General features: G+C 39.2%; 19 protein-coding genes and 1 tRNA gene. 4 read left to right on the forward strand and 16 right to left on the reverse strand.

The window, feature by feature from the left end; translation table 11 throughout:
• Window positions 1–4: 4 nt before the first annotated feature.
• From AAEY62_RS12030 to AAEY62_RS12040, 3 genes are all read right to left on the reverse strand, one after another.
• The gene (locus AAEY62_RS12030) at window positions 5–2,683 is read right to left on the reverse strand and encodes an SLBB domain-containing protein (RefSeq protein ID WP_350635015.1); all 2,679 of its coding nucleotides are present in this window, start codon (window positions 2,681–2,683) and stop codon (window positions 5–7) included.
• Window positions 2,684–2,805: 122 nt separating this feature from the next.
• Window positions 2,806–3,588, reverse strand: a complete 783-nt coding sequence (locus AAEY62_RS12035; protein ID WP_024593750.1) for a DUF481 domain-containing protein — start codon at window positions 3,586–3,588, stop codon at window positions 2,806–2,808.
• A gap of 185 nt (window positions 3,589–3,773) precedes the next feature.
• Complete coding sequence (locus AAEY62_RS12040; protein ID WP_024589843.1) at window positions 3,774–4,592, reverse strand: mechanosensitive ion channel family protein; 819 nt, start codon at window positions 4,590–4,592, stop codon at window positions 3,774–3,776.
• Window positions 4,593–4,876: 284 nt separating this feature from the next.
• On the opposite strand from AAEY62_RS12040, the gene AAEY62_RS12045 reads away from it, so the two are divergent.
• Window positions 4,877–4,952 (forward strand) — tRNA-His (locus AAEY62_RS12045).
• Window positions 4,953–5,603: 651 nt separating this feature from the next.
• On the opposite strand, the gene AAEY62_RS12050 is transcribed toward AAEY62_RS12045, so the two are convergent.
• The 13 genes from AAEY62_RS12050 to AAEY62_RS12110 all read right to left on the reverse strand — a co-directional run bounded on the left by AAEY62_RS12050 (window position 5,604) and on the right by AAEY62_RS12110 (window position 18,689).
• On the reverse strand, window positions 5,604–7,031 hold the full coding sequence (locus AAEY62_RS12050) for an NAD-dependent succinate-semialdehyde dehydrogenase (RefSeq protein WP_350635016.1): 1,428 nt from the start codon (window positions 7,029–7,031) through the stop codon (window positions 5,604–5,606).
• A gap of 248 nt (window positions 7,032–7,279) precedes the next feature.
• Window positions 7,280–7,618: an ISC system 2Fe-2S type ferredoxin gene (fdx, locus tag AAEY62_RS12055; protein ID WP_007586379.1), complete on the reverse strand. Its 339-nt coding sequence runs from the start codon at window positions 7,616–7,618 to the stop codon at window positions 7,280–7,282.
• 11 nt (window positions 7,619–7,629) lie between these two features.
• Window positions 7,630–9,492, reverse strand: a complete 1,863-nt coding sequence (hscA, locus tag AAEY62_RS12060; RefSeq protein WP_350635017.1) for a Fe-S protein assembly chaperone HscA — start codon at window positions 9,490–9,492, stop codon at window positions 7,630–7,632.
• A 41-nt stretch (window positions 9,493–9,533) separates the two neighbouring features.
• Window positions 9,534–10,061, reverse strand: a complete 528-nt coding sequence (gene hscB, locus AAEY62_RS12065) for a co-chaperone HscB (RefSeq protein ID WP_007586374.1) — start codon at window positions 10,059–10,061, stop codon at window positions 9,534–9,536.
• An 82-nt stretch (window positions 10,062–10,143) separates the two neighbouring features.
• Entirely contained in the window at window positions 10,144–10,467 is a 324-nt protein-coding gene (iscA, locus tag AAEY62_RS12070) for an iron-sulfur cluster assembly protein IscA (RefSeq protein ID WP_007377674.1), read from the reverse strand.
• Window positions 10,468–10,479: 12 nt separating this feature from the next.
• Window positions 10,480–10,863, reverse strand: coding sequence for a Fe-S cluster assembly scaffold IscU (gene iscU, locus AAEY62_RS12075; protein ID WP_007377675.1), 384 nt, complete (start codon window positions 10,861–10,863; stop codon window positions 10,480–10,482).
• Window positions 10,864–10,904: 41 nt separating this feature from the next.
• The gene (locus AAEY62_RS12080; RefSeq protein ID WP_002958425.1) at window positions 10,905–12,122 is read right to left on the reverse strand and encodes an IscS subfamily cysteine desulfurase; all 1,218 of its coding nucleotides are present in this window, start codon (window positions 12,120–12,122) and stop codon (window positions 10,905–10,907) included.
• A 24-nt stretch (window positions 12,123–12,146) separates the two neighbouring features.
• Window positions 12,147–12,638: a Fe-S cluster assembly transcriptional regulator IscR gene (gene iscR, locus AAEY62_RS12085; protein WP_007586371.1), complete on the reverse strand. Its 492-nt coding sequence runs from the start codon at window positions 12,636–12,638 to the stop codon at window positions 12,147–12,149.
• A 236-nt stretch (window positions 12,639–12,874) separates the two neighbouring features.
• A complete protein-coding gene (gene trmJ, locus AAEY62_RS12090; protein WP_024589846.1) occupies window positions 12,875–13,600 on the reverse strand; it encodes a tRNA (cytosine(32)/uridine(32)-2'-O)-methyltransferase TrmJ in 726 nt (241 codons plus the stop codon).
• 157 nt (window positions 13,601–13,757) lie between these two features.
• Window positions 13,758–14,513, reverse strand: a complete 756-nt coding sequence (locus AAEY62_RS12095; RefSeq protein WP_010554084.1) for a class I SAM-dependent methyltransferase — start codon at window positions 14,511–14,513, stop codon at window positions 13,758–13,760.
• A gap of 57 nt (window positions 14,514–14,570) precedes the next feature.
• Window positions 14,571–15,749 (reverse strand): response regulator transcription factor, encoded by a 1,179-nt coding sequence (locus AAEY62_RS12100; RefSeq protein WP_007586368.1) that lies wholly within the window; start codon window positions 15,747–15,749, stop codon window positions 14,571–14,573.
• Window positions 15,750–15,888: 139 nt separating this feature from the next.
• A complete protein-coding gene (prlC, locus tag AAEY62_RS12105) occupies window positions 15,889–17,928 on the reverse strand; it encodes an oligopeptidase A (protein WP_165721203.1) in 2,040 nt (679 codons plus the stop codon).
• A gap of 86 nt (window positions 17,929–18,014) precedes the next feature.
• Window positions 18,015–18,689, reverse strand: a complete 675-nt coding sequence (locus tag AAEY62_RS12110; protein WP_350635018.1) for a DUF2461 domain-containing protein — start codon at window positions 18,687–18,689, stop codon at window positions 18,015–18,017.
• A gap of 78 nt (window positions 18,690–18,767) precedes the next feature.
• Here AAEY62_RS12110 and gorA point away from each other — a divergent pair, with 78 nt between their 5' ends.
• From gorA to AAEY62_RS12125, 3 genes are all read left to right on the forward strand, one after another.
• Entirely contained in the window at window positions 18,768–20,129 is a 1,362-nt protein-coding gene (gene gorA / locus AAEY62_RS12115) for a glutathione-disulfide reductase (RefSeq protein ID WP_350635019.1), read from the forward strand.
• A 264-nt stretch (window positions 20,130–20,393) separates the two neighbouring features.
• The gene (locus AAEY62_RS12120) at window positions 20,394–21,026 is read left to right on the forward strand and encodes a hypothetical protein (protein WP_350635020.1); all 633 of its coding nucleotides are present in this window, start codon (window positions 20,394–20,396) and stop codon (window positions 21,024–21,026) included.
• A 106-nt stretch (window positions 21,027–21,132) separates the two neighbouring features.
• The gene (locus AAEY62_RS12125) at window positions 21,133–21,969 is read left to right on the forward strand and encodes a mechanosensitive ion channel family protein (RefSeq protein ID WP_350635021.1); all 837 of its coding nucleotides are present in this window, start codon (window positions 21,133–21,135) and stop codon (window positions 21,967–21,969) included.
• Window positions 21,970–22,193 lie beyond the last annotated feature (224 nt).

The raw sequence follows: 22,193 nt of genomic DNA on the forward strand, positions 1-22,193 counted from the left end.
TCACCTAAAGACTTCCAATTGCTGCTACAGCTACACCTAGCTGATAAAGAATCTGCGTTGCTGTACTCCAAAGCGTTAGCTTATCCATATGCCCTGCATCCATTGGGATTACTATTGTGTCCCCTGGTTCTAACTGGTCAGCATTATTTGCTGCAAACCAGCCACCTGTATTTGGTATTTTCACTGAACCATTAGCTTTAATAATGTAAATTCGATCTTCAGCGGCACGCTCTTTGAGCCCGCCACTTAGCGCTATATAATCATCAACACTTACACCTGTTTTATAAAGATGCGATGTTGAGTAGTTAACTTCACCAATTACACTAATTGAATCGCGCTTGCTTGGTACATATAGTGTATCGCCATCTTGTAATACTAAATTTTGTTGATTATTTACAATTAACGGCAAGTCAATTACTAAACGGCCTACGGCTTCAACACTAGCGAGGTCGTTTAACAGCTTGTTCATCTCTTCATATGAAAGCGTACTACTGCTTACGGAGTTCTGAAAGCTTTTTGAAGCTATATCACGACGAAGCTCTGTAGATAAACGCGCTAGTTGCTTTTGCTCTTGCTCTTTTATCGATGTACGCGTAAATACAGCTGCTTTTTGCTCTGCAAATTTTGAAAAGCCACCCGCGCGTTCAAGTAGTTCAGTAAGCGTTTCACCACGGCGTATTGTATAAGTACCCGGGAATCTAAGCTCGCCTTTTAACTCTACTTTTACATTTTCTTGCCAATTTGGAATAGCGAATACGTTTATGCTGTCTTTGCTTTGTAGCGTAATATTACTTTGAAGTTCACCTTTCATCGCACTTTCGAGATCAAACCGTAGGTGTTCTATTTTAGAACCATCACTGGCTACAATACGTGTAATTTCAGCTTGCTTCACGTAGGCTGACTCTAACAAGCCACCCGCTGCTATTATTAAGTCTTTTGCTTCACCGCCAATCATTAATGGATAAATACCAGGGAAAGTAACGTTTCCACTGATCTCCACAAGTTGCATTGCTTGTTGCACTGATGCTTGCTGCTTAAATTTAGCAATAATTGGCGCTAATAAATTATGGCGGCTAAATAATGCGTAATCTTCTGGTTTGAGTTCTTGATCTTCTTCTTCTTTTGCTTTGCGCTTAGAAATTTCAGCAATAGTGAGTATTTTATTGTCTTCAAGAACAAGCTCTTCGTCTTCTTGATTAACGCCAATGTATTTTTCGAACTCTTTTTGTTCAAACTTATGCCATTGCTCTGCTTTTTGTTGCTGCTCTTGCTGCTCTTGACTAAGGGCCATATTTGCTAGAGTTGATTGCTCTAATTCTTTTTCTTCAAAACGGCTAAATACAACTATCTTGTCATTAGCTTGAAGTTGTAAGTTATTTTCAGGGTTTTTAATAATCGCTTGAGCAACGTCGAATTGGTGTGCTTCTATATCGCCGTTTATATTTATTTCGCGGATTACGAGTCCGTAGCTTAAATCGGCTTGCGGTAGTAAGTCACCACGTACTGATTTAAGTACATCTGAAATGCGCTTGCCTTGGTGCCACTGATAATTGCCTGGGCGCGCTACGGCACCAATTAAGCTAACTGAATTTTGATATTGCGAGCTAACTGAATTAAAGCGAATACGGTCACCATCTTGTGGAATATAGTTAATTTGCGATTTTGAAAAATCTACCGATAGTACTTCTTTACGATCGAAGTTAAAGCGCTCTACAATTGCGCTTTTGGCATATGCATTTGGTTTAAGGCCTCCGGCCATTGCTAATAACTGCTTAGCAGATTCACCTTTTTTAAGTTCAAAGATAGCTGGGCGCTTAACCGCACCTTCAACTCTTACTTGAGCGCCAACTGATGGAATAAATACAGCATCGCCCGGCTTTAATACGATATCGTTACTGCTATCGCCATTAATAAGTAAGTCATAAAGGTCAAAATTTGCAACGACCTTGCCTGCGCGTTTAACTTGAATATTACGAAGAGAAGCAATATCAGACACACCACCGCTTACGAATAATGCGTGCGAAACAGTTGTTAATGAAGAAACACTGTAGCTACCCGGCTTGTAAGCCTCACCTAGCACTAAAATACGCATGCTACGAAGTTGACCAAGCGATACAAAAGCTTTTACGCCAATAACTTCTTGCTCTACTTTTACTTTTATTAGTTCTTTAATTTCAGCAAAGGTTAAACCTGCAACTTCTACAGGGCTTAGATCAGGAATACTAATACGTCCTTCACGGTCAACTATGACTTCAAAACTTTCGCTTTCTTTTCCGTAAAAGTTAATTTTTAACTGATCACCAGGGCCTACAATGTACGTATCGGATACTGCGGCATTTTCGCTTGGCATAAATGTAGTGGGTTCACCTGCAAACAACTCATAACCATATGGTTTTAGTTCGTCTGCTTTTGGTTTGAAGCGCTCTTCATCTGTTAGCTTTTCTTTTTCTGGCTCTGCGCGCTCACCAATACTGTTTTGTTGCTCTGTATTATTTTGATTATTAGATTGGTTTGTACCGGTGATTGTTGAAACATCAACACCATACTGTTTTGCGAGAGCTTCTTGTTGAGCTTTTGGTAGCTTTTTAAATTGCTCAATTTGAGATGCTGTTGGCGTAAAAGCCAAAGCACTAAAACTACAAAGTAGAATAAAAGCACTAATAAATTGTGTAAAAACTTTCACGAGTAGGTATATCCCTAGGTCTACAACCAAAATTGGTGGCTATAATACATTAATTTTGAGCAAATAAAAAAGGGACTTTCGTCCCTTTTGTCACTTTAGTGTCATTAACTTAGTTACATTGGTTAAAAACTGTAAACCAGAGTAAATGATGTTTCTGTGTCAGTGCTTTCTTTGTCATCAGCAACATCTGAGTTGTTAGTGACATTAAAAGCGACTTTCATTTGTAATGAGCCGTTTATTTTTGCAAGCAATGCAGTTTCTGAACGAGTTTTAGTGTTTGTATCACCATACTCTACAGCAACTAATTGAGTAAAACGTGCACTCTCAGAAATTTGCCAGTTGTAATCTAATTTACCTAAGGCAATTACTTCGCCTTCAAATTCACCAGCAAGAGAGTTACCATTATCATCAATTTCAGAGCTGTCGTCTGGGTATTCAAAATATTTATAACCAGGACCAACTTCGGCACTTAACCACATTGTTTTTTCGTTTAATAAACGTAGACCGTAACCAGCAGAAATTACCGACTCACTTCTATATGCTCCAAAATAATCTGAAACGTGTGAACCATAAATGAATAGATGAGAATGATCTTCATTTAATTTGTAATTACCTTGCGCAGAAATTGAATACTTTTCGTTAGTGCGCTGCTTATTTTTGTCGCCATTAGCATCTTCAACTTCATCTTCTTTGTAGATGCCGTCTAGCTTATATTCGTTGTTCCAGTTTTCAAGGTTATGTTGTACCTTGATACCACCTTTAAGTGTGGTTGTTTCGGTATTACCGCTTGTGATAATAGCACCAAGTTCACTGGTAACTTCCCACGTTTTTTGATCTGCGTCTGCAGCGAATGCATTTGTTGCAGCAGAGGCTGCAACTAAAACTGATAAAAGCTTTAATTTCATTAAAAAATAACCTTTGTATAAATGTATATCTATTTTATTAAAGCGTTACTTGTTAGAGCAAGCAAAACAGCTAAGTAATAATGTAAAAAATTTCATGCAGCAAATACTGCATGAAATTTTATGTCTAATAGCCGTTTTATCACTACAACAATTAAAGAAAACTTTAATTAAATAACTATTTAAAATTAGTCTTGCTTGTGTAAATGAACATCCATTTGTGGAAATGGGATTGCAATATTTGCATCATCTAATGCAATTTTAATATTTTCCATTAATGACCAGTAAGTAGGCCAGTAATCAGCAGCGTTAACCCAAGGGCGAACAACAAAGTTTACGCTAGAATCACCTAGCTCATTTACAGCTACGGTATAAGCTGGATCTTTAAGTATGCGTGTTTCTGCATCTAATACAGATTTTAATACTTCTTTTGCTTGACGTAAATCAGCATCGTAACTAACACCAATAACTAAATCGATACGGCGAGTAGACTCACGCGAGAAGTTAGTAATAGCGCCTGACATTATTTGAGAGTTTGGTACGATGATTACTTTATTATCTGGAGTGCGTAGTTCAGTTGAGAATATTTCGATTTTCTTAACAGTACCCATTTTATTACCTGCTTCAACAAAGTCACCAGACTTGAATGGGCGAAGTAAAATAATAAGTACGCCTGATGCGAAGTTAGATAATGAACCTTGTAATGCTAAGCCAACAGCTAAGCCTGCAGCACCTAAAATAGCAATGAACGAAGTTGTTTCAATACCAATTTGCGAAAGTGCCATTAAAATAGTAACAGCAAATACAAGTGTGTACACAATGCTTGAAACAAACGACCCTACAGCTTTATCTACTTTCTTTTTAGCAAAACCTTTTTCAGTTAAGTTAGAACAAAACTTGGCAATACGACTACCAAGTAAAAAGATAACAAGCGCAACAACCGCTTGAATACCGTAGTGTAATATTAGGCCTGAGTTTTCGTTAAGCCAATTAAGTACTGAATCCATATTTACTCCAAATGTTTTTTATTAAGCGTTTTCGGGCATTATTATACATTAATTTACAATTTATTCTCATAGAATAATGAATTAATACTATTAAATGCAACTATATTCGATTTTTCAGAGGCAATTATGCGATAAAATGTAGCCTACTTTGGAAAAATATTAACGACCAAATGCTAATTATATTTGCGTGATTTAAATTATTTTAATTTATTTCACTTTTAGGCTTCACAACAATTATTATTTTATGTATTATGCGCGCCACACCAAACGAGGTGTGTGTAGTGGCGGTTGTAGCTCAGTTGGTAGAGCCCCGGATTGTGATTCCGGTTGTCGCGGGTTCAAGCCCCGTCAATCGCCCCACTTTTTCTCCTAGTAATATTTCATTTCAACATATTTCAAAAATACTTAATACACCTATCAATATTCCATTTTAATCCAAATATTATTATATCTCTTATTTACAACAATTATTTAGCTACCCTATATTCTATGTTCATAACAATTAAAATGAATAAAACTGCGGGGCTTAATTTTATTGTGCATTTTTAAATTATAAACCAAGATCCTCCAGAATAAAAAGTATGTAGTTACAATCCATTTTAAGCCCCCCCCCCCTCAATTTGAGGACCTCAAGAAGAAAATAGATATATTGAGGTATAAAAGGGTTTATCATGAGCACCAGTTTTATTCGTAGGCGGAGCTTTATGCCGCGCTTTTGCGTTGGTTTAGAGTTTTATTTTCGCGAGGTAAGCCCTTGCATATAATTTATAATGAATTATAAAAAATGCCACCTTAAATAAGGTGGCATTTACACACGGGGTTATTTCTACTTATAGAAATCCTTTTACTTTTTATTTGTTTTTTTATGTTGTTTTATTAACAAAAAATATGTTCCCAAAGGTAGCATTTAGCGCTTTGGGTAGCAATAGTAAAAGGTAAAGTTCATATATCTGCCATATTAACGTCATAAAAAAGCGCGAAGTAAATTCGCGCTCGCATACTTAACTGCCGTTATATTTTAATACACACGTATTTTTCTTCTAGGTACTCATCCAGCCCTTGATGCCCACCTTCTCGGCCCAAACCAGATTGTTTAACGCCACCGAAAGGCACTACTGGGTTTGATATAACACCTTCATTTACGCCGACCATACCAAATTCAAGCCCTTCACTAATTCGGTAAATTTGCTTAATATTTTGGCTGTAAAAGTAGGCTGCTAGACCAAATGGTACATCGTTAGCAAGTGCAAGCACTTCACTTTCTTCATCAAAAGGAATAACCGTTAATACTGGACCAAATACTTCTTCGTGGTAAATATCCATCTCTGTCGTTACGTTGTTTACTATTAATGGGTTTTGAAAGCTGCCACCTAAGTCACTATTATCGCCAATCAACGTCGCACCTTTATCGAGTGCGTCTTGTACTAACTGTTGTACTTTCTCTTTGGCTTTAGGGTAAATGAGTGGGCCAATATCAACATCGTCTTCAAAACCATTTGCCACTTTTAGCGCTGCAACCTTTGGCGTGATTTTTGACAGTACTTTGTCGAGAATATTACGCTGTATAAAGATACGGTTTGCAGCAACACATGCCTGCCCACTATTTCTAAATTTAGCCGCCATTAGCCCTTCTACAGCTTCATCTAAATCTGCATTATCAAAAATGATAAAAGGCGCATTGCCGCCAAGCTCCATCGAGGTGCGTTTAATTGTGTCTGCACATTGAGATAGCAACTGCTTACCTACACCGGTAGAGCCGGTAAATGTAAACTTACGCACGATTTCTGAGTCAGTCAGCATTTTACCTACTGTTTTGGCATCTTGTGAAACCAGTACATTAAATGCACCTTTAACAAAACCAGCTTGATCGGCCAAATAAGCAAGTGCGATAGCGCATAGTGGCGTATGTTCAGAAGGTTTAAGTATAAAGCTACAGCCCGCAGCGTAAGCTGGAGCTACTTTACGAGTAACCATAGCAACAGGGAAGTTCCATGGCGTAATACCGGCAACAACACCTACAGGCTGCTTAAAGCTAGTTAAACGATGCGAGTCATCTGTTGGCGGAATTACATCTCCGTAACTACGTTTGGCTTCTTCTGCAAACCATTTGATAAAACCTGCACCGTAGTTAATTTCGCCAAGCGATTCTTTGAGCGGCTTGCCTTGCTCTTTGGTCATAAGCTCTGCAAGTGTTTGTTTGTGTTTTATAACTAGCTCATACCAGCGCATCAACGTTTCGCTTCGCTCGGTCGCATTTGTCGCTTTTAACTTAACAAAAGCTCCTTGAGCTGCGGTTATTGCGCTATTTACACCCTGCTCGTCAATATCGCTTACATCAACAATACTTTTTTCGGTCGCGGGATCGTTAACGCTAAAGTGCGTATCAGTTTTATAAAATTCGCCGTTAATAAATGAGTCTGAGAAAATAAGATTACTCAAAATAAACCTCCGAAATAGATTTTAGGGATTGGGTTGAACTCGTAGCAGCGGGTTTACCCCGCGTTTATATAATCTGAAAAATACGTGATCATTTTGATGTTCAAGTTTGAGATTAGAAAAATTTAACTTAAAACGTTTGAGATTTAAAAACGCGACATAAAGTCGCTGCTACGTGTTTATAAATGCTTTTTTGAAACAAAAAAGCCGCTGTATCAAACAGCGGCTTTTAATATATACATCGTTAAAAACTAGTGCTCTTCATTAACGATATTGAGATTGTACTTCGGTATTTCAACCACCAAGTCTTCATCTCTTATAATTGCTTGGCAACCAAGGCGTGACTCAGGCTCTAAGCCCCATGCTTTATCTAGCATGTCATCTTCTAGCTCATCACTCTCTTGTAGTGAATCAAATCCTTCACGAATCACTAAATGACACGTAGTACATGCACACGACTTTTCGCAGGCATGTGCAATGCTAATGCCATTTTTAAGTGCAGCGTCGAGTACCGTTTGGCCTGTAGGAGCTTCAATTGCAGCGCCGTCAGGACATAATTCAGGATGTGGAAGAAAAACAATTTGTGGCATTCTAATCTCTCTTAAATGTTGTCTACTGACTGCCCTGTAAGGGCCTTTTTAATTGATGCATCCATTCTACGCGATGCAAAGTCGCTACTCGCATTATCGACTTTTTCGATAGCTGCTTTAATTTCGCCAGGCTCTTGTGCATTTTCGCGCACTTTTACCAGTTCTGCAATTTCAGCGCGTAAGTTAGCAAGTTGCATATCGTCAAGTAATGCAGCATCGGCTGCAAGTGATGCATTAAGCGCTTCTATTACGCGTAACGCTTCTACTTGTTGCTCTTTAAGCATACGTGCTTGCATATCGCCTTTAGCGTTGCTCATTGACTCTTTTAGCATGTTAGCTACTTGGTCATCAGATAAACCAAACGAAGGTTTAACTTGAATTTCAGCTTGTACACCTGTTGATTTTTCCATAGCTGAAACACTTAATAAGCCATCTGCATCAACTTTAAAGGTTACACGAATATGCGCAGCGCCTGCCGCCATTGGTGGAATACCTTTTAAGCTAAACTTAGCAAGCGATCGACAATCATCAACAAGCTCACGCTCGCCTTGCAGCACATGTAATGACATAGCTGTTTGGCCGTCTTTAAACGTTGTAAATTCTTGCGCGCGAGCTACCGGAATCGTCGTATTGCGCGGAATGATTTTTTCAACCAAACCACCCATAGTTTCAAGGCCTAGCGATAACGGTAATACATCAAGCAATAGCATGTCAGAATCTGGCTTATTGCCAATTAACACGTCGGCTTGAAGCGCAGCACCTAAGGCTACAACACGATCAGGGTCGATTGAAGTTAGTGGTTCTTTATCAAAAAAGCTTTGTACTTGGCTACGCACCAGTGGCATACGGGTTGAGCCGCCTACCATAATAACTTGCAGTACTTCGTCGTTTTCTATGCCAGCATCTTTTACAGCACGACGACACGAACGCAGTGTTTTTTTAATTAGTGGCATAGCCATTTCATCAAACGTTTCGCGTGTTACTTCTACTGTGTATTTTTGATCGTCAAACTCAAGACCCACGTTTACTTTAGCGTATTGGCTTAATGCTTCTTTACAGGCTTTTGCTTTATTGATGAATAAACGTAAAACTGAAGGTGACAACGCTGACACACCAGTTTGCTGCTTAAAGTAATCAACAAGTAGTGAGTCAAAGTCATCACCACCGAGACTTGAGTCGCCACCGGTTGCCATTACTTCAAACACACCTTGGTGTAATCTAAGTACTGATATATCAAATGTACCACCGCCTAAATCATAAACAGCAATAATACCTTCTTGGCCAGAATCTAAACCATAAGCAACAGCTGCTGCTGTTGGCTCATTTAATAAACGTAGTACGTTAATACCAGCAAGTTCTGCGGCATCTTTAGTACTTTGGCGCTGTGCGTCATCAAAGTACGCTGGTACTGTGATTACAGCCCCTAAAATTTCTTGGTTGCCAAAACTTTGCTCAGCTCGTGCTTTTAATGCAGCTAAAATATGGCTTGATGCTTTAATTGGACTGATTTTACCTGCCGCAGTTTCTATTGCTAGCGCACCATTGTGCTCACAAAACTCATACGGTAGTTGCCCATAACTTTGCTCTATTTCAGCCTGAGTTTTACCTAAAAAACGCTTAACCGAAATAAGTGTATTAGCAGGGTCTTGCGTTGCTGCTTGTGCAGCTTCTGCGCCAACAGTAATACCGCCTGCTTGATAACGAACAACCGACGGTAACATAGCCGCGCCAAGATCATCAGTTAACGTGCGGGCTTCGCCACTTTGTACTGTTGCAACTAATGAGTTAGTTGTACCAAGATCAATACCAATAGCTAGTTTATGTTCGTGTGGTGCCGCGCTCTGCCCCGGCTCAGCAATTTGCAATAATGCCATAATGCTCTTTAAACTCGTGTTGCTCGCTTTGCAGCAAGTAATTAATCGTCAAATAAACTGTCTTCAATACGCTCTAGTTCGTCACGTAACTTATAAACAAACTTCAGTTTACGAATATTATCTGCGGCAAGTTGATATTGCTGCTCATCGTTACTTGCGAGTTGCTCGGCAAGTTGTGCACTGTACTGCGTGTTTAGTTGCTTAATTTGTTTTTCAAAATTTGCAATCGCAGTATCAGGATCGCGCGACGATGTTAGCTCTTCAAGCTCTTCGCGAAGTTCCATTTGCTGCATTAAAAACATTGGATCTTGCAAGGTTTGCTGCTCTGCACGAATATCAACGCCTAGCTCGCTCAACATATATTCAGCACGTTTTACTGGGTGCTTTAATGTTTGTAGCGCATCGTTAATTTCGGCGGCGCTTTGCACTGCCATTAACTTATCGCGGCTGCTCGCATTAGCGTGGCGATCTGGATGTACAGTACGCTGTAATTCCAAGTAGTGCTTGTTAACCGTTGCTAAATCAATATTGTAATCAACGGGGACTGCAAATAATTCAAAGTAACGCATAACTTCAACCAATAATATTCAGAAATAACAAAGCCCTACATTAACTGGCAGGGCTTATTTATACTACAAAGATATTTTAAGCTTAAACGGTAAAGCTTTCGCCACAACCACACTCATCTGCTTGATTAGGGTTTCTAAATTTAAACCCTTCATTTAAGCCTTCTTTAGTGTAGTCGAGCTCTGTGCCATCGATGTAAACTAAGCTTTTAGCGTCAACAATTAATGTTACACCTTTAGCCGCAAAAGTTTCATCGTCTTCGTTTAAATCGTCAACAAACTCAAGTACATAAGCAAGACCTGAACAGCCCGTCGTTTTAATGCCAACGCGCAGGCCTAAACCTTTACCGCGGTTTGCTAAAAATGATTGTACGCGGTTTGCTGCCGCATCTGTCAATGTCACTGCCATGAGTTTCTCTTCTTACTTCGCTTGTTTGCTTTTGTAGTCTGCAATTGCTGCTTGAATTGCGTCTTCGGCTAAAATTGAACAGTGAATTTTCACTGGTGGTAATTCAAGCTCTGCACTGATATCAGTGTTTTTAATTGTAGCTGCTTCGTCTAGCGTTTTGCCTTTAACCCACTCTGTTACAAGTGAAGATGAAGCAATTGCGCTACCACAACCGTAGGTTTTGAATTTTGCATCTTCAATAACGCCTTCGGCAGATACTTTAATTTGCAATTTCATTACGTCACCACATGCTGGTGCGCCTACCATACCCGTTGCCACTGACGGATCATTCTTATCTAGAGTACCTACGTTACGTGGGTTTTCTACGTGGTCGATTACTTTATCACTATAAGCCATTATTCTATCCTCATTACCTGCTAGGGTATGTGCTCACACTATTAGTGGTGAGCCCATTCAACTGAATCTAAATCAATACCTTCTTGATGCATCTCCCAAAGTGGAGACATCTCACGTAGGCGACCGATAGAGTTTTTCATTAATTCGACGGTGTAATCAATCTCTTCTTCGGTAGTAAAGCGACCAATACTAAAACGAATTGAGCTATGTGCTAATTCGTCGTTACGGCCAAGTGCACGTAATACATAAGAAGGCTCTAAGCTTGCAGATGTACAGGCTGAACCTGACGATACTGCAATGTCTTTTACTGCCATAAGTAACGACTCACCTTCAACAAAGTTAAAGCTGATATTTACAATGCCAGGTACTGATTGGTCTTGCGTGCCGTTAAAGTATACTTCGTCCATATCAGCCATAATGCCGTCGATTAAACGATTACGTAAGGCGCTGATGTGTGCGTGATCTTTTTCGAAATCTTGCTTAGCAATTTTAAACGCAGTACCCATACCCACTAATTGGTGAGTAGCTAGTGTACCAGAACGCATACCGCGTTCATGTCCGCCACCGTGCATTTGCGCTTCAAGGCGAGCACGTGGTTTACGACGAACGTAAAGTGCGCCAACACCTTTAGGGCCATACACTTTATGTGCAGAGAACGACATAAAATCAACTTTAAGCTGTTGCACGTCGATTAATACTTTACCCGCGCTTTGCGCGGCATCTACGTGGAACATAATTTTACGTTCGCGACACATTTCGCCAATAGTCGCGATATCTTGAATTACACCTAGCTCGTTATTAACGTGCATGATGCTTACAAGTACTGTGTCGTCACGCATTGTGTCGGCAAGTTTTTGTAAATCAAGTAGGCCGTTTTCTTCAACGTCCATGTAAGTTACTTCAAAACCTTGGCGCTCAAGCTCACGACATGTGTCGATTACAGCTTTATGCTCAGTTTTAGCGGTAATAACGTGCTTACCTTTTTTCTTGTAAAACTGTGCTGCACCTTTAATAGCAAGGTTATTTGATTCTGTTGCACCCGATGTGAAAACAATTTCACGTGGGTCTGCATTAATTAAATCAGCAATATCTGTACGTGCTTGGTCAACAGCTTCTTCTGCTTGCCAACCAAAACGGTGTGAGCGTGACGCAGGATTACCAAACTTACCGTCCATTGTCAGGCATTGCATCATTTCTTTAGCAACACGTTCGTCAACAGGCGTGGTCGCTGCGTAATCTAAATAAATCGGTAACTTCATTTCTCTCTCCGCTGCAGGTCAACCTTAAAGTTGACAGCTTACTTGAATGTTTTCCAACTGCTTAATTGCATTATTAATACTGTTATCTTGGCGCGATGCTATTTCTTTCACATCTGATTTTTCCACCAATTCAGCAAGGGTAATATTATTCAAAAATTCTTCTATGCGTGCGCTTAAGTCTGACCACAAATTATGTGTTAAACAACGCATACCACTCTGACAGCCGGTATCGGCACCTTGGCAACGTGTTGCATCGACCGATTCGTCTACGGCGCTAATAATATCGCCAACAGAGATAACGCTCGCTTCACGCCCTAGTAAATAACCACCACCAGGTCCACGAACAGAACTTACTAGGCCATTTTTACGTAAACGAGCAAATAATTGTTCAAGGTAAGACAAAGAAATTTCTTGTCTTTGTGAAATATCAGCAAGGGCTACAGGACCTACACCTGTGTGTAGTGCAACATCCAGCATAGCTGTAACGGCATATCTGCCTTTTGATGTTAACTTCATAACGCCCCCTGCACAAAAGAGTGCAAATTTTAATTACCAGAGTAAATTAGTCAAGTATTATCACTTGATAAAAATTTGATTTAGAAACTCTTACTTTTAAATTGTAGAGTTAACAAATTTTCAATACTTGACCTCTTTGGTCAAGTATTACAGCCATTGTAATTACCTGAGTAATTTAGTCAAGTATTAGCGCGTTAATTAGTCTAGGTCTTTTATAACTAATAGCTATACCTAAGTTACTTAGGGATAGCCTTATTAATTGAGGTGAGAATACCGCGTAAAATATTCATTTCAGCATCTTCAGGGTGAGCTCGGTTAAACAAACGGCGCAATTTAGTCATAACTAAACCAGGGTGTTGCTTGATGATAAAACCTGTTTTAAACAACGTGTCTTCAAGGTGATCATAAAACAGCTCAGTTTGCTTTGAGCTTGGGTAAACTGCATCGTCTTCTTCAACCTTTTTAGGTTGTTGATTTAAAAATGCCATGCGAGTTTCGTAGCTAAGTGTTTGTACCGCCATAGCTAAGTTAAGCGAGCTGTACTCTGGGTTAGCAGGAATACATACATGGTAATTACAAAGCTGTAATTCTTCATTAGTTAAACCACTGTTTTCACGACCAAATACTAGCGCTACAGGACCATTTACGGCTTCAGCAACGAGCTTTTCACCACATTCACGTGGTTCAACCATTGGCCACGAAAGCGTACGAGAACGCGCACTTGTGCCAATCGTTAATGTACAGTCAGCGATAGCTTCTTCAACGGTACCTACAATAACTGCATTGCCTAAAACATCAGTTGCGCCTGCAGCTAATGCACTTGCTTGGCTGTCTATTTCGCAAGCAGGATCAACTAAATAAAGTTTTGATAAACCCATGGTTTTCATGGCGCGAGCCGCCGAACCAATATTGCCGGAATGTGACGTGTTAACTAAAACAATGCGAATATCATCTAAGATCATTACTGTGCTACTTTGCTATGCCAAAAAATTGCGCAAATTCTAACATGAAAATGTAATAAGATCCTAGATTCAAAAGGCTAGATCCTATGATCAAACCCAATATAACGATTCTTACATGGATAAGTTCTAGGGATATAACGCCGATTTGTTTTGATGCTTAAACCATTGCCGCTTTTACATAGACATCAAAACGGTTCTTTTTGGTTTTGATCTGCATACTTGGAGTTTTTTCGTTTAAGAATGGAGCGTAATCGGGGCGCTTTACAACAACACGCTTACTGGCAAGTGGATAGGCAAAATCAAGTAGGTCGTCAGCGTCGTTGTCTGCACCAACAAGCTCTTGAAACACGCGCATTTCTTTTTTAACTAATGCTGATTTTTCGCGATGCGGGAACATGGGATCTAAATAAACAACATCAGGCATGCTTTCGCATTGAGAGAGCAAAGTATGGCTTGAGCCAAATATTAGGCTCATGTTTTCTTTCATCCACAAACCAATTTCAATATCGCTATAGGCTCGCTTTAAACCATCGTATAAAAGTGCAGCTACAACCGGGTGACGTTCATGTAATATAACTTTGCACCCTAGCGAGGCAAGTACAAAACCATCTCGCCCTAAACCAGCGGTAGCATCAAGTACAACAGGCGTTGCGCCTTTATTTAAACCCACTGCTTTGGCAATTGCTTGCCCTTTACCACCGCCAAACTTACGCCTATGGGCGGCAGCACCGGTTACAAAATCAACGTTAATTGCACCTAGTTTAGGCTCGTCGGTTTTAAATAGACTTAACCCTTTATCATCGTAATGTAAGCTAAAGCCACTGCAATTTTGCGCCCATTGGGCTAAACCAAAGCGTGTTTCTAATTCATTTAAATAAGGGCGTAACTCTTTAAAAGCACACTGAATAACCACAATAAACTCCGACGATAAAATACGCCTGTAGTATATCAACCGCTTTACTTTAAAGCACTAAAATAGCTCTATATCACTATGATGATTCGTATTGACCTTTGCGGCTTCCGCTTTAGTACGTAAATTAGATATAAGTTCATTGCGGCTTTCGGCAACTTGTTTAAGCTGATATTTGATAAAGGCTAAATCACTATTAGCCGATACAAATAACTGCATTGTTTGATCCAATTGAGATATATATAAAGTGAGATCCGCAGGATTTGCTTGTGTTTGTTGTAGCTTAATAGCGCAGTCAAGTTCATGTAGCTGCTCTATAAACTCTTTAGTACTTTTGTTTTGCTCTACATTTTGAGTAGTTAACTGCTTAACAATATCTTGAAGGGCTGTACTTATTTGAGCTGCCTGCTCATAACTGCTTTCGCTTCTTTCCATGGTAACAACCTTCTCGTTGGTTACTTCTAATATATGCGGGAACAGATCTTTGTAGCGCCCATACAAAGCATCATTATCAACTGGCATATTTTTTATCAAAAGGGACACTTTGGGGTAATTAATGATAGTGCTGCTACCAATATCAACAAATCGTTGAGCATTTCGATGTTGCTCAAGCAGCTCTTGCTCTAACGGGCAAACACCACTTTGCTGGCTGTAAAAAATACCTTTTCCTTGATACCAAAACACCACCACAACATCTAAATTTAAAGGAGCAAAAAAGGTAAAAAAGTATTCACTCAACGATTGAAAGTTATTAGCGTGATAACTTTGTCCAACGTAGCGCATTATACGTCCCATATCGCCTGACTCTGTCATTGCCATTTCAGCTGTTTTATTCGCTTTTACTATATCCAATTTTAGTTTTGCGCATTTTTGCCTATATTCGTAAAGTACCTTTATTCGCGCTATTAACTCTTCTGCATTAAAAGGTTTTGTAATGTAATCAGATGCGCCGACGCTATAACCTTTTACCCGATCGCTTAGCTCTATTTTAGATGAGAGAAACATAACGGGAATATCCTGAGTATTTTGACTTTGCTTTATTGTTTTACATACGTCATAACCTGACATACCTGGCATTTCAATATCGAGTAAAATAATATCTGGGTTGTATTTATTGGTTAGCCTTAATCCTTCATCGCCATCTTTTGCATGAATTATTTTACAAAACCCTGCTAAAGACTCTTCAATTATATGATGAACATACTTGTCGTCATCAATTGCCAATACCAACTTTGCCATGCCTTAGTCCATTTTATTAGGTGTGCTAAAAGCATAGTACGGTAGGATGAAATTACTAAAAATTATTAGATAATAATTTTAAAATAATAAAAAAGCGCCATTAAGGCGCTTTAATTTGGTTTGTGCTAAATATTAATTTTTAAACAGCAATACCGCTATGGCGTAGTAACGCGTCAACATTAGGCTCACGACCACGGAACTTTTTAAATAATTCCATTGGCTCTTCGCTACCGCCTTTTTCTAAAATATTTTGCATGAAGGCTTGCCCTGTTTCAGCGTTAAAAATACCTTCTTCTTCAAATTTAGAAAATGCATCAGCAGAAAGTACTTCAGCCCACTTATACGAGTAGTAACCTGCACTATAACCACCGGCAAAAATATGGCTAAAACCATTTTGAAAACGGTTAAACTCAGGCGGTTTAACGATTGATGTGCGGCTACGTACATCGTTTAGTACTGCTTGAATTTGGCATTGCTCACCCACTTTGTAATCGTTATGGATTTTAAAATCGAATAACGAAAACTCAATTTGACGTAGCATTTGTACGCCTGAGTTATAGTTTTTAGCCGCTAGTAATTTATCAAGTAGCTCTTTAGGTAACGGCTCACCCGTTTCATAATGACCTGAAATAAAGCTCAGGGCCTCTTCGTCATAACACCAATTTTCTAAAAACTGACTAGGAAGCTCTACCGCATCCCACGCTACACCATTAATGCCAGCCACTGGCGCGGCATCAACTTGTGTAAGCATGTGGTGAATACCATGACCAAACTCATGAAATAAAGTAGTTACTTCGTCATGAGTAAACAGCGCAGGTTTATCGCCAACCGCCTTATTAAAGTTACACACTAAATAAGCCACTGGAGTTTGTAGTTCGCCGTTAGCGCGTACTTTACGACCCATACAGTCATCCATCCACGCGCCGCCACGTTTGTGGTCGCGTGCATATAAATCGAGATAAAAACGTCCGCGTAGAGTATTGCTACTATCTACAATTTCAAAAAAGCGTACATCTTTGTGATAAGTATCAAAGTCAGTAACTTCTTTTACGCTAATGCCAAATAAGCGATTAACGGTTTCGAATAAGCCGCTAAGCACTTTATTTGCTGGGAAGTAAGGACGTAGTACTTCGTCTGAAATTGCATACTTTTCTTGCTTAAGCTTTTCGCTGTAGTAACCAAAATCCCATGCTTCTAATTCAGAAATACCGTGTTTTTGCTCAGCATAGGCTTTTAGCTCGGCCACTTCTTGCTCTGCTTGTGGTTTTGATTTAGCTGCTAGGTCTTCTAAAAATGAGAATACTTGTTCTGGTGTTTCGGCCATTTTAGTCGCGAGTGACTTTTCAGCGTAGCTGTTAAACCCTAGTAACTGTGCAAGTTCATGGCGAAGCGCAAGCTCCTCGCTCATAATATCAGAGTTATCAAACTCACCGGCGTTAGGGCCTTGATCTGATGCGCGCGTAGAAAACGCGGTGTAAGTTTCTTTGCGTAATTCGCGGTTATCTGCGTAAGCCATTATTGGTAAATACGACGGGAAATCGAGTGTAAATAACCAGCCATCTAATTCTTTACTTTTTGCGGTATCAGCTGCAAGTGCTAAAGCAGATTCTGGCAAGCCAGCTAAGTCGCTCTCATCAGTAATATGTTTGTGCCAAGCAAGTGTGGCATCCATTACGTTGTTGCCAAATTTTGAGGCAAGTTCTGATAAACGCGCGCTAATTTCGCCGTAACGTGTTTGCTGTTCTGCCGCCAGAGCAATACCCGATAATTTAAAATCGCGTAGCGCATTAGTAATTGTTTTTTGTTGTGCTGTAGTCAGCGTTTTAAATTCGTCACTGTTATAAAGCGTATTATACGCGTTGTATAAACCTTGGTGCTGACCTACAAATGTTGAATATTCAGATATTAACGGTAAGCACTGCTCGTAAGCTTCACGTAATTCGTCGTTATTCATTACTGAATTTAAATGCGATACAGGGGAGAACATGCGCGATAATTTATCGTCGGCTTCTTCAAGGGGTAATACTAAGTCATCCCACGTATACGAGCCTTTAGCTAACACGTCATCAATGGCTTTACGACAAAGCTCGATACCGTCTTTTAGTGCTGGTACTACGTACTCAGGCTTTATTTTTGAAAATGGTGGTAAGCCTTCAAGGCCAATTAATGGGTTGCTCATAAATACTCTCTTTGCGTTAATGCATTACATTTTAAATTGGGTCTAAAAGTAAAAAAACAACTCAGCTGCTTTTAAGTTGTGTAATTTTAATATGGTTGCTCCAGAGCAAAACACAAATAACTCATTAGTGAATCAGCCACTTTATAACGCTCTAGTACCGTATCAACTAGGTTATTACTGCATATTTGCTTTTGAGTAAGCGAGCTAATGGCTATAAAGTCTTTTCGTTTGAGCTCATCTATTAAGGGATGAGCTTTTTCAAAACCTCTTGGCGGGCGTTTTAGCGATTCTCCTGACATTTCAAATATAGATTTAAATTGCTCATCATAAATTGCTTTTTTATAGCTATTTGGGTTTTCGTCTATGCAGGTTCTAATTGCATTAAGCGCCTTTGATTCTGGTCGCCAAATACCAGCACCTACAAAACATTCGTCATTTGCTAAGTGAAAATAAAAACCAGGGGCGTGTACGTCTTTTCCCATAAAATGGCGAAATTGAATCCCTACATTAATTTTATATGGGGTTTTATCTTTACTAAAACGCGCGTCTTTATGGATTCTCATTAAACTACCGCCCACTTTTTTATCTGATGCGACAAAATGGCTAGAAACATCAGCAAGTGGTGCTTGCATTTGCCTAATGAAATCTAAAGCGGGCTCTCTTACGTATTCCTCATACTGTGATTTATGGTCGTTAAACCAGTCTCTATTATTGTTTTTATCAAGCTGAGCAAGAAATTCGAATGTTTTTTTACTAAACATAGGTCACCTAAACACTCTTTATTTTTAAAACTTAATGTTATGCTAATGCGCATAAAACTCAACGCCTAAGGACATAAAATGACACAACACTTTGATTATATTGCAATCGGTGGTGGCAGTGGTGGTATTGCCTCTGCAAATAGAGCGGCAATGCGTGGCGCTAAAGTAGCACTTATAGAAGCAAAACACATGGGCGGCACGTGTGTAAACGTAGGCTGCGTACCTAAAAAAGTAATGTGGCACGGTGCTCAGGTTGCTGAAGCAATTAATTTATATGCCCCAGATTACGGCTTTAATGTTGAAGTAAAAGGCTTTGATTGGAGCAAACTAGTAGAAAGCCGTGAAGCCTACATTGGCCGAATTCATAAAGGTTATGACAGTGGCCTTGCTAGCAATGGCGTGACTGTAATTAAAGGCTTTGCTAAATTTGTAGATAATAAAACAGTTGAAGTAAACGGCGAGCACTACACAGCCGATCATATATTAATTGCAGTAGGCGGCCGCCCAAGCATTCCGCATATTGAAGGTGCTGAGCACGGCATTGATTCAAATGGCTTTTTTGAATTAAAAGAGCAACCTAAACGCGTTGCAGTAATAGGCGCAGGCTACATAGCCGTTGAGCTTGCTGGTGTATTACATGGTTTAGGTACTGAGACACATTTATTTGTACGTAAGCATGCCCCACTTCGTAGTTTTGACCCATATATTGTAGATACGCTTGTTGAAGTAATGGCCGCCGAAGGCCCTACTTTACATACTCACTCTGTACCAAATAAATTGGTAAAAGAAGATGATGGCTCTGTAACGCTACATTTAGATAACGGCAAAACTCATAATGTTGACCAAGTAATTTGGGCCATTGGCCGCCAGCCAACAACAGACGCAATTAATGTCGCTGCTGCCGGCGTAGAAGTTAACAGCGATGGTTTTGTTAAAGTTGATGAGTTTCAAAATACCACAGCTAAAAACGTTTATGCTGTTGGTGATATTATCGAAAACGGTATTGAACTTACGCCTGTAGCAGTTAAAGCAGGGCGTACTTTATCAGAGCGTTTATTTAATAAAGAACTACCAGATGATTTAAAAATGGATTACAGCTTAGTCCCTACTGTTGTATTTAGTCATCCACCTATTGGTACTATTGGTTTAACTGAGCAAGAAGCTATTTCTCAGTACGGCGAAGAAAACGTTAGAATTTACCAATCTGGTTTTACGGCTATGTACACAGCGGTAACTAAACATCGCCAGCCTTGTAAAATGAAACTTGTATGTGCCGGCCCAGACGAAAAAGTAGTTGGCCTACATGGTATTGGTTTTGCGGTTGATGAAATGATTCAAGGTTTTGCCGTTGCCATGAAAATGGGCGCAACTAAAGCTGATTTTGATGCCGTTGTGGCGATTCACCCGACAGGCTCGGAAGAATTTGTAACGATGCGCTAGGCGCTAAACTCTAAGTTCTCAATTATAAAAAGCCCTTGCTAAGTAAATAGTAAGGGCTTTTTAATGCTTGTTATATTTTGCACAACAAACTACTTAAAACGTCACATTAAAAACATCCATTCAACATTAAATAAATATCTAAGCCATTATTTTAACAGCAAAAATATTAGACCGATAAAAATATTAAAAGTTTAAATTTTGTTTTGGCTTTAAGGCATTTTTACAATTAGAATCTCGCGCATTTATAGTTTCTCTTGGTTATTTATGTTTTTACTGCGATCTTTTATTTATTTATTATGCCTAGCGGGTGTTGCTCATTTAATTCAACTTGAAGGCTTTGAATTAAAACAGTATGCACTTTACAGTGAAGAAACTCTTACTGAACATATGCAAGATGTTTTAACTTTTTTAAGCTGTATTTTGTTTTTCTATGCTTCGCGAATTAACTTTCAACTCAAAATACCGGCAGTATTACTTGCTGCGTTATCGGCAATGATGTTTGTAAGAGAGTTTGATACCTACCTCGACTTATACTTTTTTGATGGCGCTTGGCAAAGTATCGTCTATTCAATTTTAGCTGGCGTGTTTGTTTATTTAATAACAAAGAGAGGGAATATTTTTAACTCTTTAAAAGCCTATAGCCTCACTCCTAGTTATGGTATTTGCTTATCAGGCATGGTTACTTTACTCGCATTTTCGCGAATGATGGGCAAAGGCGCATTTTGGCATTCAGTAATGGGCGATGACTACGTACGTGCAGTAAAAAACATTGTTGAAGAGGGTATAGAAACGCTTGGCTATACTCTAATCTTTATTTCAGCCATTGAGCTTGTACTCATATGCCGAAAAAGAATGGCTAAAAATCACAAACATTGCACTGATGAAGTAACTCAATAGCGTCGCTCCATTTTTATTGGTTACTTTTTTGCACTAAATTTGCTAATTGGTTTAATAAATCAATATACTGAGCCTGTTTTTATCAACTCGCGTTTAATTGGATATTATGACTAAAGATATATTGCTGCATCCGTTTCTTCTTTCAATTGTAATGATCACAATTGCATTTGTACTAAAAGCACTTGTTGATAAGCTGGCTAAAAATCGCGCAGAAAAAAAAGAAAAAGATATTCGTTATATCGCACACAATATTAAGCATTTTATTAATTTTGTAATGATGATATCGCTGCTGTTTGTGTGGTCTACCGAAATTCAAAACTTTGCACTTTCTATTGCTGCTTTTGCTGTGGCGATTGTGCTTGCAACGCGTGAGTTTATTCAGTGTGTAATAGGCTTTTTTTACCTCGTAACAACCCGCCCGTTTAGAGTCGGAGATTGGATACAAGTAGGTGATTACTTTGGTGAAGTAGCTGAAACTGATTGGATTAAAACAACCATGCATGAAATTGATATACATACTTATCAATTTTCGAGAAAAACCATATACATACCTAATAATAAGCTGATTACCAGTTCTATTAAAAACTTAAACTTTGTAAAACGCTTTGTTACACATCATTTTATTATTGTCCGAAGAGAGAGCTTTAACCCGTACCCTATTCACGACACATTAACTGAGCAAGCTAAGCTGTATTGCGAAGAGTTTCAAGAAGTAGCAAGCCGTTATAATTCGATGATTGAGCGTAAACTTGATGCAAAAATATCTGGCCCAGAGCCGGTAATTCACTTTGGTACAACCGATTTAGGTGAATTTAAAGCAAGCTTTACCTTGTTTTGCCCAACAGAAAAAGCGCTTGAGATAGAGCACAAATTAACAGAGTGCTTTTTTGCGTTATGGTACAAAGAGGCTGAAAAAAATAAAGAAGGTGAAGGAGAGGCATAAACCTCGCCTACACAAAGTAAAAATACAAATCGTAGGTGCGAATTTATTTCGCGCTCTATTACGTGAGCGTATATTTAAAAAGCGAGGTGTAAAACCTCACCTACCCAGACTAAGCAGGCAAATTGTAGGTGCGAATTTATTTCGTGATCTATTACGTGAGCGTATATTTAAAAAGCGAGGTGTAAAACCTCACCTACCCAAAGTAAGAATGCAAATTGTAGGTG

It is taken from the genome of Pseudoalteromonas sp. GW168-MNA-CIBAN-0100 (assembly GCF_040309225.1).
GTDB classification, from domain to species: Bacteria; Pseudomonadota; Gammaproteobacteria; order Enterobacterales; family Alteromonadaceae; genus Pseudoalteromonas; species Pseudoalteromonas arctica.

Excerpts from the sequence above, each read along its gene's own strand:
- AAEY62_RS12035 (WP_024593750.1), bottom strand. The coding sequence starts at position 3,588 with ATGAAATTAAAGCTTTTATCAGTTTTAGTTGCAGCCTCTGCTGCAACA.
- AAEY62_RS12040 (WP_024589843.1), bottom strand. The coding sequence starts at position 4,592 with ATGGATTCAGTACTTAATTGGCTTAACGAAAACTCAGGCCTAATATTA.
- fdx (WP_007586379.1), bottom strand. The coding sequence starts at position 7,618 with ATGCCACAAATTGTTTTTCTTCCACATCCTGAATTATGTCCTGACGGC.
- hscA (WP_350635017.1), bottom strand. The coding sequence starts at position 9,492 with ATGGCATTATTGCAAATTGCTGAGCCGGGGCAGAGCGCGGCACCACAC.
- hscB (WP_007586374.1), bottom strand. The coding sequence starts at position 10,061 with ATGCGTTACTTTGAATTATTTGCAGTCCCCGTTGATTACAATATTGAT.
- iscA (WP_007377674.1), bottom strand. The coding sequence starts at position 10,467 with ATGGCAGTGACATTGACAGATGCGGCAGCAAACCGCGTACAATCATTT.
- iscU (WP_007377675.1), bottom strand. The coding sequence starts at position 10,863 with ATGGCTTATAGTGATAAAGTAATCGACCACGTAGAAAACCCACGTAAC.
- AAEY62_RS12080 (WP_002958425.1), bottom strand. The coding sequence starts at position 12,122 with ATGAAGTTACCGATTTATTTAGATTACGCAGCGACCACGCCTGTTGAC.
- iscR (WP_007586371.1), bottom strand. The coding sequence starts at position 12,638 with ATGAAGTTAACATCAAAAGGCAGATATGCCGTTACAGCTATGCTGGAT.
- trmJ (WP_024589846.1), bottom strand. The coding sequence starts at position 13,600 with ATGATCTTAGATGATATTCGCATTGTTTTAGTTAACACGTCACATTCC.
- AAEY62_RS12100 (WP_007586368.1), bottom strand. The coding sequence starts at position 15,749 with ATGGCAAAGTTGGTATTGGCAATTGATGACGACAAGTATGTTCATCAT.
- prlC (WP_165721203.1), bottom strand. The coding sequence starts at position 17,928 with ATGAGCAACCCATTAATTGGCCTTGAAGGCTTACCACCATTTTCAAAA.
- AAEY62_RS12110 (WP_350635018.1), bottom strand. The coding sequence starts at position 18,689 with ATGTTTAGTAAAAAAACATTCGAATTTCTTGCTCAGCTTGATAAAAAC.
- gorA (WP_350635019.1), top strand. The coding sequence starts at position 18,768 with ATGACACAACACTTTGATTATATTGCAATCGGTGGTGGCAGTGGTGGT.
- AAEY62_RS12120 (WP_350635020.1), top strand. The coding sequence starts at position 20,394 with ATGTTTTTACTGCGATCTTTTATTTATTTATTATGCCTAGCGGGTGTT.
- AAEY62_RS12125 (WP_350635021.1), top strand. The coding sequence starts at position 21,133 with ATGACTAAAGATATATTGCTGCATCCGTTTCTTCTTTCAATTGTAATG.